This window comes from Microcoleus sp. BM001215392 (assembly GCF_036700185.1).
Lineage (GTDB): Bacteria > Cyanobacteriota > Cyanobacteriia > Cyanobacteriales > Microcoleaceae > Microcoleus.
In genome coordinates, this window is the sequence record NZ_JAUBOJ010000175.1 from 1 (window position 1) to 14,031 (window position 14,031).

At 43.2% G+C, this 14,031-nt stretch carries 15 protein-coding genes; 5 read left to right on the forward strand and 10 right to left on the reverse strand.

What is annotated here, in order from left to right; all coding sequences use genetic code 11:
* Positions 1-1,099: glycosyltransferase family 87 protein (locus QT974_RS18695; protein WP_333469935.1), on the forward strand; the 1,099-nt coding region annotated here is incomplete at its 5' end.
* A gap of 183 nt (positions 1,100-1,282) precedes the next feature.
* Here the strand turns inward: QT974_RS18695 and QT974_RS18700 are convergent.
* The 8 genes from QT974_RS18700 to QT974_RS18735 all read right to left on the reverse strand — a co-directional run bounded on the left by QT974_RS18700 (position 1,283) and on the right by QT974_RS18735 (position 9,028).
* Positions 1,283-1,807 (reverse strand): hypothetical protein, encoded by a 525-nt coding sequence (locus QT974_RS18700; protein WP_333469936.1) that lies wholly within the window; start codon positions 1,805-1,807, stop codon positions 1,283-1,285.
* Positions 1,804-3,360 carry a hypothetical protein gene (locus QT974_RS18705; protein ID WP_333469937.1) on the reverse strand — a complete coding sequence of 519 codons (1,557 nt, stop codon included), beginning with the start codon at positions 3,358-3,360 and terminating at the stop codon, positions 1,804-1,806. The genes QT974_RS18700 and QT974_RS18705 overlap by 4 nt, the downstream gene beginning before the upstream one ends.
* 54 nt (positions 3,361-3,414) lie before the next feature.
* Positions 3,415-4,452 carry an McrB family protein gene (locus QT974_RS18710; protein ID WP_333469938.1) on the reverse strand — a complete coding sequence of 346 codons (1,038 nt, stop codon included), beginning with the start codon at positions 4,450-4,452 and terminating at the stop codon, positions 3,415-3,417.
* A 258-nt stretch (positions 4,453-4,710) separates the two neighbouring features.
* On the reverse strand, positions 4,711-5,115 hold the full coding sequence (vapC, locus tag QT974_RS18715; RefSeq protein WP_333469939.1) for a type II toxin-antitoxin system VapC family toxin: 405 nt from the start codon (positions 5,113-5,115) through the stop codon (positions 4,711-4,713).
* Positions 5,102-5,314, reverse strand: a complete 213-nt coding sequence (locus tag QT974_RS18720) for a type II toxin-antitoxin system VapB family antitoxin (protein ID WP_333469940.1) — start codon at positions 5,312-5,314, stop codon at positions 5,102-5,104. Before QT974_RS18720 ends, vapC begins: the two co-directional genes overlap by 14 nt.
* Positions 5,315-5,596: 282 nt before the next feature.
* Positions 5,597-7,381 carry an aspartate--tRNA ligase gene (aspS, locus tag QT974_RS18725; protein WP_333469941.1) on the reverse strand — a complete coding sequence of 595 codons (1,785 nt, stop codon included), beginning with the start codon at positions 7,379-7,381 and terminating at the stop codon, positions 5,597-5,599.
* A gap of 161 nt (positions 7,382-7,542) precedes the next feature.
* Positions 7,543-8,148: a hypothetical protein gene (locus QT974_RS18730; RefSeq protein ID WP_333469942.1), complete on the reverse strand. Its 606-nt coding sequence runs from the start codon at positions 8,146-8,148 to the stop codon at positions 7,543-7,545.
* A 274-nt stretch (positions 8,149-8,422) separates the two neighbouring features.
* Positions 8,423-9,028 carry a macro domain-containing protein gene (locus QT974_RS18735; RefSeq protein WP_333469943.1) on the reverse strand — a complete coding sequence of 202 codons (606 nt, stop codon included), beginning with the start codon at positions 9,026-9,028 and terminating at the stop codon, positions 8,423-8,425.
* A 128-nt stretch (positions 9,029-9,156) separates the two neighbouring features.
* Here QT974_RS18735 and crcB point away from each other — a divergent pair, with 128 nt between their 5' ends.
* On the forward strand, positions 9,157-9,555 hold the full coding sequence (gene crcB, locus QT974_RS18740) for a fluoride efflux transporter CrcB (RefSeq protein ID WP_333469944.1): 399 nt from the start codon (positions 9,157-9,159) through the stop codon (positions 9,553-9,555).
* Between the two features lie 141 nt (positions 9,556-9,696).
* On the opposite strand, the gene QT974_RS18745 is transcribed toward crcB, so the two are convergent.
* Both QT974_RS18745 and QT974_RS18750 read right to left on the reverse strand, forming a co-directional pair.
* Entirely contained in the window at positions 9,697-9,843 is a 147-nt protein-coding gene (locus QT974_RS18745; RefSeq protein ID WP_333469945.1) for a hypothetical protein, read from the reverse strand.
* A 350-nt stretch (positions 9,844-10,193) separates the two neighbouring features.
* Positions 10,194-10,349 carry a hypothetical protein gene (locus QT974_RS18750; RefSeq protein ID WP_333469946.1) on the reverse strand — a complete coding sequence of 52 codons (156 nt, stop codon included), beginning with the start codon at positions 10,347-10,349 and terminating at the stop codon, positions 10,194-10,196.
* Between the two features lie 15 nt (positions 10,350-10,364).
* On the opposite strand from QT974_RS18750, the gene QT974_RS18755 reads away from it, so the two are divergent.
* The 3 genes from QT974_RS18755 to QT974_RS18765 all read left to right on the forward strand — a co-directional run bounded on the left by QT974_RS18755 (position 10,365) and on the right by QT974_RS18765 (position 13,969).
* Positions 10,365-10,580, forward strand: coding sequence for a hypothetical protein (locus tag QT974_RS18755; RefSeq protein ID WP_333469947.1), 216 nt, complete (start codon positions 10,365-10,367; stop codon positions 10,578-10,580).
* 68 nt (positions 10,581-10,648) lie between these two features.
* Positions 10,649-11,995 carry an ABC transporter ATP-binding protein gene (locus tag QT974_RS18760; protein ID WP_333469948.1) on the forward strand — a complete coding sequence of 449 codons (1,347 nt, stop codon included), beginning with the start codon at positions 10,649-10,651 and terminating at the stop codon, positions 11,993-11,995.
* Between the two features lie 237 nt (positions 11,996-12,232).
* Positions 12,233-13,969: an ABC transporter permease gene (locus QT974_RS18765; RefSeq protein WP_333469949.1), complete on the forward strand. Its 1,737-nt coding sequence runs from the start codon at positions 12,233-12,235 to the stop codon at positions 13,967-13,969.
* Positions 13,970-14,031: the final 62 nt, after the last annotated feature.

The window sequence follows — 14,031 nt, forward strand, 5'->3', positions numbered from 1 at the left end:
CACCAAGGTGTGCGGGTTAATTCCATCTTTTGTTTATCCACCTAATATCATTCCTGTCATCTGGTTTCTTGGTTATTTTCCAATCAAGACTGCATTCACCATCTGGATTATCCTGCATCTTATCGCCACAGGTTTTGTTTTATGGGGAGCGAATATCCTGTTGGAGTCGCAGTCACCAGCTTTGAAAACTATTTGCAGTATATCAATTGTATTGCTCTACGGTTTCATCTTCGACCTGCAAGTTGGCAATGTAGCTAGTTTTATTGCCGTGATGCTATTGTGGATGTTTATTTTTGCTCATAAAAATCAGGATATACCTGCGGGGATTTTATTGGGAACTGCCCTGTTTAAACCAACCTTAGTTATATTGTTTATTCCTTATTTTTTAATCAAAAGACGGTTTAAGCTAGTTTTTATATCGATAGTCACGGTAATTTCTCTGGCATTTATCGGTCTAGCTGTAACAGGCAATTCCTTAACAGGATTTGTACAAGATGCAACTCGCGGTTTTCCACTGTGGTTAAACGATCCATCAAATAATGCTTATATTTCGATGAGTCGCATCGATTTAAGGGTTTTGGGGCCGAGATTTTTCGCGCACAGTCCGTTAGTTGCTAATCTATTTTCTGACTTGCTTGTTCTGGTGTTAGTGGGTTTAGTGAGTGGGTATTTTTACCAAGAACAATCTCGCACTGATTGGTCAAAAAATATTTACTTATCTGAAATGGTGCTAATTCCCTGTTTGAGTATTGCGATTAACTATTCACAGCCCACCAGTTCGGTGATGTTAGGGCCTGCGGTGGTTTTTTTGCTGAATGATTTGTGTTTTCAGATTAAACATTGCGCTTTTTCTCGGCAAAGAATGTCTGTTTGGTTATTGGGAGTTGGCTGTCTTTTGGTGCAAACGGCAGTGATTCATGCTGGGCTGTTGGTGTTTTTAGGAAAGCGGTGGAACTGGAAAGTGGGAGAATTGCCTTATTTGTTGAAAGTAACTGTTTTTTCACTGCCTAGTTATGCGGTTTTAGGGATTACTTTAAGTATTTTGGTTTTAGCAATGACATCTGTTGGTCAAAAACAGGTTGCTGAATTTGATCCATAGATGGCCAGATAGGCGGGTAGTTGAGGGCAAAGTTAGGGCTTAATCGTGTTTGGATTCATTGAACTTTCCTTCTTTCTGCGCTCTTTCGAGCCATTCCTTCACCAAAAGTAGTGCCATTTGGGAAATCGAAGTCCTAGGGAATAAGCCATTCAGCCATAGAAAAAGTGTCCGGACTATTGACTTTTAAGAGTTTGGTAATTGTTTAATCACGTCTAGTATTTCTTGAAGCGTAAAGTAAATGTAGTAAAAAACTGGCTTTCCATTTATGTCTATAGTGCCATATCGACGATGTGGGCGATCGTCAACATTTTTATATGCTATTTTAGGTTCAAAGCCATCATAAAATTGGCTAAGATAACCTAACTTAATAGGAGCGCATTTTTCATCAAAAGTGATACCCCATTTTATTTTTGCTTCTAACTTTCCATCAGGCTTTCGCTCCAAATCGTAGAAGAGATTTTCATAAAAATAGCTCATATCAATTTTTTCAAAGTCCAATTCTGTGATAAGTAGTGGAGAAGCTAGTGGTTTCACATCCTGAGCTGTCAATAATTTTATTTCATCAAAAAATCTATCTGCTTCCCCAGTTATGTAATCTTCAGCAGCTTTTTTTTGTGCTTCATTTTTAAAGGAAATTAGAGGAACATAACTGCTTTGGAAAAGTAGAGTTTCAGGGCAAATTCCTATAATATTTATTTTCTGATTCATAAGTTTTCCAGGTATAGCTTTTGGATAATAAAGAAGTTAGCCTTAAATATTGTGATTCCTCCTTTAATATCTAGGTTTTGTTCAGTTTCTCCCAAAGGATCAAGCTCAGGTTCTGCTGCGTAATACCAAGGAATAAAAAATATACTTTCTGCAACAGTATGGGTTTGCTGGAGAGCAAATTCATAAGTAAGCTGCTTGATGATATCATTCTTGTATTTATTTGCCGATTTTGGTGAAGATGAGGGATTTATATAAAAGTCAAGAGGTACATCTTTATAATCTAATATTTTTAGCTCAAATCCATTTTTTGTTTCTATTTTAAGAACTAAGTCAGGACGGGGAAACCGGCGCATTGCCCTACTTCTATCTCGGTTTTCCAATTTATTATACCTTGGGTTTGAGTAGACCAGCGTTCCCGGTTGAGTATCAAGCTCAATACAAAGTAGTTCATTCCATCCGAAGTTACCGGGATTTTTAGGATATGGAATATTCGATATTGTCCTATAAATCCATTTATTACTGTACCCATTGTTTCCATGATGGGCTAGGTAGTTGCCAACCCGTTTCGGTTCTTCACCTTGCCTTTTAGATTCGGAATTTGGAGGATTTTTCAAAGGTATATCGGTATCTGCATAGCAAATTTTATCTGGGTATTCTTTGAAGAAATAGGTGTTGCACATATCCTCCCAAACCAGAGAAAACCCTTTTATTCCCCAGTAGTCACCATCATTCTGATCGGGATTTATTTCACCGTATAGAAATGTTTCAATAGCTTCATAAAGTCCCCAATAGTCAGCGTCTTTATAATAAGTATTTTTGTCTATGTTATCCAGCCCTTCTTTAAGAATGCTGATAGTCTCATCAAAAGTGTCTTTGTCAAAAATTGACTGGTTGCTGGTCAAGTAGCCGTCTTGGAAGCGTTGAGCAAGGAAGCGAATATCTTGACTGTGTGCTTGAATATTATCCGGCACATCGCCATCCAACTGCTGTACAATCTCATCCAGTATATAACAATACAGGTTCACGATATCAGTGCTTTCATAGCGCACCGTCGGACGTGGTAAATCCATCGCATCGAGGTAAATTACATCGTTATCGAGGTAGATAGCGCGATCTAAGTATTTGTAAATTTGAGAATAATCAATATCTTCACTGCGTCGGGCTTTCTTTTGGATTGAGTTGATAGCAAGGTCATCGTAGGCTTCCAGTACCCGCTCGATCATTTTAATCTTGCTATAGAGTACACAAACTTCCCCATCTTCCGTTTGCATACTGATTCCGCCACCAGAAAGGGTGGTCTGATCTTGGTCTTGCTGGAAGTCGGATCTGTTAAGGTTGAATCGGTTTGTGCCTGTATTGTCTCTCTCAAACTTGCGGAAAGTGCGATACATCTTGAAAAATAAATCCCGCACCTCGTTAAAGTTACCATCTGGAAAATTATCAAAGCCATTTGGCAGACAAAACTCATAACCATCTTCTAAAGCAGATTTACGGATTCCAACAAAAAAGTCATTGGAATTTTTGATTAACTTAAAGCTTGAAAAATCAAACATGGAGTGTCAAAAAAGAGAAGCTATTATTTTTTTAAGTAGAGACTTAAGACGAATTCAAACATTGAAATTCATTATGTTTCTAATGAACTCATTATGCAATTTAGTGAAATCACCGAAAGTGACGAGTTCATCTCTTGTTACCTTCAAAAGATCCACAAGGGGTTTTTTGTCACGGTTGAAAACGCTATCCCATAGGAAGAACATGAGTTTATTTTGTATCTGTTCAGCCGTTACAGGCTGTTTTATAAAGTAATAGCCAATTTGCTTGTCCTCAATTCCCCGAATGGAAGTGTGATGACTTTTGATAAAGCTGTTAAGGTTTTTGATTAGCTTTTTCCACTCATCCTCATCCAAAGTTTCTCCTGTACCGTATGTTGCAACAGGAGGTTTAGTGTCATCCCAGTTGACAAATTCCCAATCCCAACGGCGCTTGAAGGCACTATCCATAAAGTAAATGGAATTGTCAGAGGTGTTCATCGTGGCTAGGATGGAGAGATTAGGAGGAATCCGAATAATTTTATTAACTACATCAAGCTTTAAAAAGCTAATTTTTTCCTGAAATGTTTTAATTTGAACAGCACCAAATGGGTGCAACTCATACTTGTCTAGCTTTCCTTCTTTTTCATAAAATTGAGTCCCCATTAACTGTAATAGTTTTTTCATCTCAATCTCGGTTATATTAATCCCGTAGCTTGACCAACCTTCTTCGTCTCTGTCTAATAACTGAAAAATAGTTCCGAATATAGCCGAAGAATTTCCTCGATTGATTTCATCAATAACTAAAGCAACGTTTTCGGGTTCTGAAATCTTAACACCTTGTTTATCATGGGCGTTCAAAATATTTTTATAAGCCTGAGATAATGATTTTAAAAAATGACCTTCATAAAAGTTATATTCCACCTTTCCCGATATAGTAATCGGTACCAGTTTTCCGATGAAGTCACCATAGGTGTACTCTGGATGAAATACTGTTTTAATGATATTCTCTGGACTTGTTATTCCCAAGTCATTTGGAATGATTACCTGATCGATTGTGTGGCTTTTACCGGTTCCGGGGCTACCGAAGAGGATTTTCTGAATGGGAGTTTTCACTTTGTTGGTCTACTTAAGTTACAAAATGCTGGTGAAGAGATGTCAAGCTATAGATGTAAGTGCTAAGCCTTACTCTGAGTCGTGAGCAGCCATAGGTAAAATAGCTGAGGTAATATCTCTCCTGTTGGTATAATGAACTACTTATGGATCTCTGTCAATCTTTTTTCGGTGAGTGAGGACGCAGTATTATCGCAAAAAAACGCGGTTTCTGACCACCCGAAAACCAAAGAAACCGGGTTTTTCACTTTTTAATCTTGATTAACTGTCAGGCCGGAAGCGCAAGCAATTGAGCGCTCGCACTCTCTGAATTGTTTCAAAATCGCGATCGTTATGAACTAGAATAAGTTGGTGTTCGATCGCAAGTTGGGCAATGCAGCAGTCGATACTACTTCTAACCGTTAATCCCTGTCGTTGCAAATCATAGTAAATCCGAGCAGCCGCTACCCAAGTATTAGGCGTAGACTCGATGTAGTCTTGTTCTTGGAGATAAGTTTCTAATAGTGTCCACTCCCTTTCATCTCGACAACCTTGCAAAAGTTCCATCTGAGTAAATCGGTTCAGAAAAATACTTTCATCATTGATTATTGCTTCCAGGGATTGGCGTACTACACCTGTCTTGTCGCGCAAAACACCGATCCAGACGGATGTATCAATCAGAAACATTTTTGTTTTCCCGCAAGGCTTTGTAATCGTAGTCCGTCGAAAATTGAATTTGTCCGCTTAAATCCAGTAGATTCCGCTTTTTACGGGTGCGAATTAATTCTTGCAAAGCAAAGTCAATCAGTTCTTTTTCTGTCTTGAAATTGGTTAAACGAAAGGCTTCTTTAACCAACTCTTCGTTAAGTTCAACGGGGTTTTTCATGGTTAATCTTTCATCTCATTGTAATGATACCTACAAGCCACGATCGCAATTTATTCATCCGTAACTTGGGAAAATAATAGTTTTTACCTATTTTTGATTATGATAATTATAGCGTTTTTAGTTTAATGACAACGAAGTATTCTCGGAAAAAACCCGGTTTCTGACTACCCACAAATCACAGAAACCGGGTTTTTGGCAGTTTCTGGGAGGTGTGACGAGTATTCTGGAAAAAACCCGGTTTCTCGCCACCCATCCACTATTCATTGAAGGTGTTTTACATACCTATGTTTTCGGTACGTAAGTCGATCGCACTTGTAACTCCTTCAACTGCTTCTCATCCACGCCAGCAGGCGCATTTGTCAGCAAACAACCAGCCTGCTGCGTCTTCGGAAACGCAATCACATCGCGAATCGAATCCTCGCCAGCCAACAGCATCACAAACCGATCCAAGCCGTAAGCAATCCCGCCGTGGGGAGGAGTTCCATACTCGAACGCATCCAGCAAAAAGCCGAACTTATTGTAAGCTTCCTCAGTCGATAAGCCGATCGCCTCAAACACCTTTTCCTGAACATCCCGCTGGTAAATCCGCAGAGAACCACCGCCCACTTCCGTGCCATTTAACACCAAGTCATAAGCCTGAGCTCTCGCCGTCTTCAAATCGTGAATATCGTCAGGATGCGGCGCAGTAAACGGGTGATGGATGGCTTCCAAACGTTTCTCGTCAGCGTTCCATTCAAACATCGGGAAATCTGTCACCCACAACAGATTAATTTTCTCTTTGTCAATCAATCCCAATTCGTTACCGACAAACAAACGCAATCTATCCAAAGTCTTATTGACAGTTGTTGCGTCGGCTGCTGCAAACAACAACAAATGACCGGGCCCGGCGCCAGTGCGATCGAGCAATTCTTGTTTTTGAGCCTCAGTCAAATTATCCTTAATTGCGCCGATCGTATCAATTTCGCCATTCTCACGCACGCGAATAAAAGCCAATCCCTTCGCACCGGCTTCGCTGGCTTCCTTAAACAAATCGCCTTTTTTAATCCGTTCATTAGAAAAAGCATCATTCCCGCCCGGAATCGGCAAAATTTTCACAATTCCGCCCGCAGCAATCGCTCCGGAAAATACCTTAAATCCCGAATCTTTCATCAAGTCGGAAACATCGACTAATTCCAAACCGAAACGAGTATCCGGTTTGTCGCTACCGTAACGATCCATTGCTTCTGCGTAAGTCAAGCGCGGGAAAGGACGAGACAATTCTACGCCTTTGACACTTTGGAAAATTTGGGAAACTAAACCTTCGTTTAATTCGATGATTTCTTCCAAAGACATGAAACTCATTTCCATGTCTAATTGCGTAAATTCCGGCTGTCTGTCGGCGCGCAAATCTTCATCGCGGAAACAGCGAGCAATTTGATAATATCTGTCCACACCCGAAACCATCAACAATTGTTTGAACAATTGCGGCGATTGCGGCAAAGCATACCATTCGCCCAAATTGACCCGGCTGGGCACTAAATAATCTCTCGCACCTTCAGGAGTCGATCGCGTTAAAATTGGTGTTTCAACTTCCATAAAACCCCCAACGTCTTCTAGGTGGCGGCGCATGGCTTTGACAACTTGGTGGCGAAGCTGCAAATTCCGACTCATGCGATCGCGCCGCAAGTCCAAATACCGATATTTCAGGCGCAAATCTTCCCGCACATTTTCATTTTCCGCCGTCGCCACCTGAAACGGTAACTGTTTCCGCACCGCATTCAACAACTCAATCTCCGAGGCGTAAATTTCTACTTCACCCGTAGGTAATTTGGGGTTGAGGGAATCTTCCGGGCGGCTGGTGACTGTACCGATAATTTTCACCACATATTCGCCGCGCAAAGCCTCAGCGCCTTTATAGGAGTCGGGGGTGCGTTGCGGATCGCTAACAATTTGCACAATACCCGATCGATCGCGCACATCGAGAAAAATCACCCCGCCATGATCGCGGCGGCGATCCACCCAGCCGTAAAGGGTGACAGTCTCTCCGATGTGTTTGCTTCGCAGTTCGCCGCAGTAGTAAGTTCTCATGGTTGGGGGTTAGAAACTAAAAATAAAGCTTTTTAATTATGCAGTATGCCTGAACATTGTGCTGAATGCAAATTCAAGGGCGATCGCCCAAACGCCCGCCCGGGGTTTGGAACCGGGCGGGCTGTAGCGCAAACATCGCCAGATTGTTGCGTCCAATCTTGCTACGAATCGCTCCGATTGTTGCGAGACTTCTCAACAAACGCGGTTAGGGCGTTCCATGCAGACTTAGCCGTATCTTTCAAGCGAGTCCCTAGCGACTCAATTTCTCCCACCACAACGTGCCAATTTTTTTCAGTTTCCTTGTGAATGTGGTCAACAGCTTGGTCAAGGCGATCGCGTTCGATCAATTTATTTTGTTCCACCGCTTCTCGTGCTTGTCGCACTGCTTTTAAATAAGCTTCGCGACTGACTTCGCCCGCGTCCTGTATCTGCGCTTGCGCCCGAGTTTTGATCGCATCCACCACCAGCCAATTTTTCTCAGATTCCTTTTTGAGCAACCCCACAGCTTCTGTTACTCTCTCTTTGGCGATCGACTTATTTTGTTCGATCGCCACAGACGCTTTAGTCACAGCTTTCAAATAAGCTTCCCGGGTGAGATCGCCCGCTGCTTGGACTTCCGCGGCGGCACGTTTTTTAATTGCTTCAAACAAAGCCGCAGTTTCCGCGATCGTCTCATCCGTCGCCTCGGGCATCTCTTTTTTAACGATCGCTGTCGTTTCCAGAGTTGCTTCTAAAATTGTTTCCTCGGTCACCTTTGGATCTGTCATAACGATTATCTCCTTTTATTCCGCTTCGAGTGGACTTTGTATGTGTAATCCCTAAATTCATTGTGGCATTTAAGACTGACATCAAAAAAATTACTCGCGTTCTCTTACATTTTATCTACCAAAGTAGAGATCGCGTGTCGGATACCGCGAACTTACAGGTACGGTTTAGCGCACTTTAATTTGCGATCGGTATCTCTACCTAAAACAACTTGATTTCGCGATATTGTAAAACTTGGCAATTAACTTTTTTGCCCTTTTGCTATTCGGTTTATCCTCAGTCGCTAAAACCTAACAATTCGTGGTTTTTTTGTGCTTCCTGCCAAGATTCAGGAAATTTGTATTGAGATAGTAGAATATCTTGAAGCGCGACTTTCATCTGATTGGCATATAGTTCTGGTGGGACTTCGCCCGTTCCGGTACCCAGCCAGGGAATAGCAATAGTTTCAATGATATGTTTGACTGGCGTTCCGTCTGGAACCGTACCAAATTTTACCAGATTTAAAACAGCGCGGGTTGCTAGATAGACATTTACTGTTTCTGGTAAAACTGTGGTAACTCGCATAGTTGGGGCAGCAATCAAATAGGGAATTGCATCGTGGTCGGTGTCTACAACTTCTGCTGTTCCTACTAATAGCTCGCCGTAATGGCGAGTTTGAATTAGTTTTTGCAGGCGTTCTTGAACGATCTCGCCAAAATATTCCTTAATTTCTAAATCTAAGCCGCAGTCCATAAATCCAAAACTATTGGTAGGACTAACAATTGCATCGCATTTTACCTCAAAAATTGAGCTGCGGTGGATCTTAACGTTTTCAATATTGCCGCAAGTTTTTTCCCAGACTCTCACTAAGTCATCGTCTGCGGCAGCCAGCACAATTTGCATAAATACTCTCTATATGATTAAATTGGCGAACAGCCGATCGCGATCGCCAATTTAATCATACATCATACAATAGTTTAGATGAGTCCGCTCAATCTAACTTCTCAAATCGAAAAGTGGAAAATCGTTTGATGCTGCAAGACCCTAATCTGCGCCACCCGATCGCCATTAGTTTTGGTGCCATTGCCGGCGCGCTGAGTCGGTATTATATCACCTTGTGGTTTGCCAACCGTTTCGGGACGGCTTTTCCCTACGGAACTTTTTTTATTAACATCACCGGTTGCTTGGCTATGGGATTTTTTATCACCTTTGCTTTGGAACGGGTGGCGGCTGTTCCCACGGAAATGCGGTTAATGGTTGCGACGGGATTTTTAGGAGCTTATACTACTTTTTCAACTTACGGTTTAGAGACAAATGTCTTGTGGCGCGATCGAGCTTACAATTTTGCGACTTTTTACTGGGCTGGCAGTGCCATACTAGGAGTAATCGCCGTTCAGTTAGGTGTGATGCTAGCGCGAATTGGCAAATAAATAAAATTCGTTTTTGTAAACAACCTAGTTTGGGCAAGCCCTGCGGATTTACATATTTAATTTTATCTTTTAAATTAGCTTGAGAAAGTTAGCGAGAGCCGTTGAGGCGAGTTAATTGGCAGCAGATTGCACGGGATCGAGCTATCTGTGCGATCGCACCGCACATGATTGGAAAATTCTCAGTCGCTGTTCTTTCATAAATACAGTCGCGAACAAAAACCCGACTAACAGCCGCTGAGATTGACGATCGCCGATCGCCCGGGCTGGTGTTTCACTCGGGCTTACCACCTGCTGCTGGGTTTATTTCGTCGTGGCTGTGGGGCTGATTCGGGCTTTGCCGCAGGTTTTCCCCTCATTGGCTTTTTACTCATACCAATTTAAAACGAAATAACAGTATTGTTCCCCCCCTTTGTAGGGGCGGTGGATGGTGCGTGCCCGCCCTGGCTAGGCAGGGTCTTCGAGTGTTGCACAATTTTAGAAAAATGATATTACCCAAAAATTCAATTGCTGCGATCGCAATTCTTTGACTTAATGCTTGGGCTAAAGGATTTGACGGTGTGTCGGCTTAGTCATTGGACTGCAAGCTCGATCGCACCGACATCTGGGCCCAGATGTTGACAGTCGTTTTCTCTTCACTTCTAGCCCCGTTCGTCTTCTGCGATAGCAGGGATTGCTTGCTGTCCGTGAGTCGATCGGGCAAACGGTATCGGAACCTTAGAATCGATTTTGAACCTCGCTGTAGCCGGACTCATGCCTGTGGGCAAAAGAGGTTCCGCCTGTGGGATATTTAACACAGGCTATGGCTTATCATGGTTTCTGGGCAGTTTGTCGATCGGAATTTTGGACGATCGCTCTGGTTTCTGGGCTGGTTGTATTTTCAGTTGCGTTCTGCCCTCGCTGCTCTTCCAGTCTTATTCTTGGTCAAAAAGCGATCGCCCGTCGCGATCGACCAAATAGTCGGCAGTAAATTGTCAGTTATTAGCCATCAGTTATCAGTTAATTTTTTTGGTGCTGATGACTGTTGAATGATGACTACTAACTAATAACTACTGACTAATAACTAAATTTAAACAACAAGCGAGGGGGTTTAGTTGTGGTAGCTAAAACAGCAACAGAGTGCCTGATTACCTTAGAAGGTGTCAGCAAGGCTTACCAGCAGCCCAACGGTCAACAAATATCTATTTTAGAGCCAATTAATTTAGAGTTGCGAGCGGGCGAAATAGTAGCTTTACTAGGGCCGTCCGGTTCAGGAAAATCTACATTAATGCGGATGATTGCCGGACTGATCCCGCCCAGCAACGGTCAAGTTTTGTATCACAATCGTCCTTTAGTCGGGTTAAATCCGGGAGTGGCAATTGTATTTCAAAACTTCGCCCTTTATCCCTGGCTGACGGTACTAGAAAATGTAGAACTAGGTTTAAAAGCTAAAGGAGAAATGCCAGAACCAAGGCGCCAAAAAGCCTTGCGGATGATTGATATTATCGGTTTGGACGGATTTGAAAATGCCTATCCCAAAGAACTCTCCGGCGGAATGCGACAGCGGGTGGGATTTGCTAGAGCGTTGGCCGTAGAACCAGAATTGCTCTGCATGGATGAACCGTTTTCAGCTTTAGACGTACTGACGGCAGAAAACTTGCGGTTTGAGTTATTAGATTTGTGGTTAGAAAAAAAGATACCGACTAAAGCTGTGTTAATCGTAACTCACGGGATTGAGGAAGCGGTAATTTTAGCCGATCGCGTTGTAGTATTGGGTCGCAATCCCGGGCGAATTCGCGCCGAACTAACAGTAACTTTGCCGCACTACCGCGATCGCAAAACAGCAGCATTCCAAGCTCTCGTAGACCAAGTTTACAAAATCCTCACCAATCCGGAATTAAGCTGCGAAACAGTCACTACACCTGCTCAAAGTGCCGCTGCTGTGTCCCAACCCCAACCAGTCCCAAGCACCAAATACCAATCTCTGCCGCAGGTGCGCACGGGTGCGATCGCAGGTCTGTTAGAACTCTTGGAAGACCGCAAGGAGAAAGACCTCTACCGCCTAGGTCAAGAATTAATGTTAGAGGTAGACGACATTTTGCCGATCGTCGAAGCAGCAAAATTAATGGAATTTCTGGTAATCCAAGAAGGCGACCTCCACCTCACTCCTGTGGGAAATCAGTTTATTGCCGGCGGAATTGACCAGCGCAAACAAATTGTACGCACCCAAATTCTGGGCAACATTCGCCTAGTACAGCAAATTTCTAGAATGCTTCAGGCCAAGCGCAATCACCGCATTTCCGAAGAATTAATTCTCGATATTCTCGAAGCTCATTTTAGCCCCCAAGAAGCCATGCGGCAATTACAAACTGCTATTGATTGGGGTCGCTATGCAGAGTTATATAGCTACGACGAACCAGGGGGCGAAATCTTCCTAGAGTCCGAAGAACCCAAAAACGAGTAGTCAGTTGACAGTTGACAGTTGACAGTTGACAGTTGACAGTTGTCAGTTGTCTTGCCTCTCCCCTCGGACTTCTCCACTCCTACTTATTGCCTCGAAATTCCGTCAACTATCAACTAGCAACTATCAACTACTAACTGTCAACTGCTTTCCTATCAACTGCTTTTCTATCAACTACCAACTGCTTTTCTACCAACTGTCAACTGTCAACTACCAACTACCAACTATTCCTTCTGCATTATGACAAGACCTCTAACACCCGCAAATAAAACTATAGAAAGGTCAGCTTGGACTTGGCAAGACGGCTTGCTGATTCTAGCAATCTTCTCTCTTATTTTATTAATCGTCCAAACAGCTTCTCAATTCAGCAGCGACTACAACCCAAACTTTAAAATTGAGACCACACTCAATGTGTTGCCAGCATATACAGCCCAGAGTCTGTTACGCATGGCAGCAGCCTATTTTTTATCGCTGCTATTTACCCTAGTTTATGCTTATTCTGCTTACCGTTCTGCCCTCGCTGCGAAAATTTTAATTCCCTTGTTAGACATTTTACAGTCAATTCCGGTTTTATCTTTTTTGCCCGGAGTAGTTTTAGCACTAATTACTTTATTTCCAGGTCAAAGAATCGGCGTAGAACTCGCATCAATTATCTTAATATTTACCGGGATGACTTGGAATATGACCTTTAGTTTCTATCAGTCGCTTTCCGGCATCCCGCGAGAACTTACGGAAGCTGCTCAAGTTTACAGGCTCAATGCTTGGCAGCAATTCTGGACTTTAGAGTTGCCCGCTGGCGCGATCGGGCTGGTGTGGAACAGCGTCATGTCAGTCGCCGGTGGCTGGTTTTTTTTGATTGCGATCGAATCTTTTAGCTTAGGCGATAAAAACTTTCATCTCCCCGGACTCGGTTCCTATTTGGGTAAGGCAGCCAATGAAGGCAATTTTGGGGCGATCGGCTGGGGTTTGGCAGTATTAATTGGTGTGATTGTAGCCATAGACTTTTTTATTTGGCAGCCTTTGATTGCTTGGGTGGAAAAATTTAAATATCAAGCAGTAGAAGCTACTAATGTGCCGCAGTCTAAGGTGTTGGATTTTTTAAGGCGCTCCGCTACGCTGCGGGTGTTGAAGTCGCGCCTTTCGCCCATCGGTGAGAGTTTCGATCGCGGTTTGGCAAGAGCTTTTGCACCTGCTAGTATGCCCGCAACTCCTCGCGAACAAAGCCGGATCGGCAATTGGATAAATTGGATATTTGTCAGCGGGTTTACCGCGATCGTGCTTTGGGGAACTTGGGAAGCGGTGCTGCTGCTGCGGTTGCTGAATTTTTCTGATTGGCAAAAAGTCATCGAAGGTGCATTTTTTACAGCTTTGCGAGTGATTTGCGCCCTATTTTTATCGCTGCTGTGGACAGTACCCGTCGGAGTGGCGATCGGTCGAAATCCGCGTTTAGCTCAGATTTTGCAGCCCTTCGTACAAATAGCAGCCTCTGTACCCGCAACGGCTTTATTCCCGGTCTTGCTGCTAGGTTTGATTCACGCTGGAGGCGGCTTACAAATTGGTTCTGTGGCGCTGATGATGTTGGGTACAATGTGGTACGTGCTGTTTAATGTTATTGCAGGCGCTCAAGCCATACCTGCCGAGTTATTTGAAGCAGCGCAAGTTTACAAACTTTCCCTGCTCCAGCGTTGGCAAACCTTAATTATGCCCGGAATTTTTCCTTATTTAATCACAGGAATCATCACAGCGGTTGGCGGAGCTTGGAATGCGAGTATTGTCAGCGAATACGTGCAGTTCCAAGGTAAAATAATTAAAACTAGCGGTTTGGGCGAGACAATTTCTGAAGCAACGGCATCGGGTAATTTTCCTTTACTGTTAGCTGCTACTTTTGTGATGTCGCTATTGGTGGTATTGACTAACCGTTTGGTGTGGCGCCCGCTTTACCGTTTGGCACAAGAAAAATATCAATTATTGGTTTAATTCGATTGGGTGCATCTGGTTTTGGCAAGGGCGAAGCATTTCGGCACATAATTTATGAGTGA

Coding starts and splice junctions, on each gene's coding strand:
- QT974_RS18700 (WP_333469936.1), bottom strand. CDS start 1,807: ATGAATCAGAAAATAAATATTATAGGAATTTGCCCTGAAACTCTACTT.
- QT974_RS18705 (WP_333469937.1), bottom strand. CDS start 3,360: ATGTTTGATTTTTCAAGCTTTAAGTTAATCAAAAATTCCAATGACTTT.
- vapC (WP_333469939.1), bottom strand. CDS start 5,115: ATGTTTCTGATTGATACATCCGTCTGGATCGGTGTTTTGCGCGACAAG.
- QT974_RS18720 (WP_333469940.1), bottom strand. CDS start 5,314: ATGAAAAACCCCGTTGAACTTAACGAAGAGTTGGTTAAAGAAGCCTTT.
- aspS (WP_333469941.1), bottom strand. CDS start 7,381: ATGAGAACTTACTACTGCGGCGAACTGCGAAGCAAACACATCGGAGAG.
- QT974_RS18730 (WP_333469942.1), bottom strand. CDS start 8,148: ATGACAGATCCAAAGGTGACCGAGGAAACAATTTTAGAAGCAACTCTG.
- QT974_RS18735 (WP_333469943.1), bottom strand. CDS start 9,028: ATGCAAATTGTGCTGGCTGCCGCAGACGATGACTTAGTGAGAGTCTGG.
- crcB (WP_333469944.1), top strand. CDS start 9,157: ATGCTGCAAGACCCTAATCTGCGCCACCCGATCGCCATTAGTTTTGGT.
- QT974_RS18755 (WP_333469947.1), top strand. CDS start 10,365: ATGGTTTCTGGGCAGTTTGTCGATCGGAATTTTGGACGATCGCTCTGG.
- QT974_RS18765 (WP_333469949.1), top strand. CDS start 12,233: ATGACAAGACCTCTAACACCCGCAAATAAAACTATAGAAAGGTCAGCT.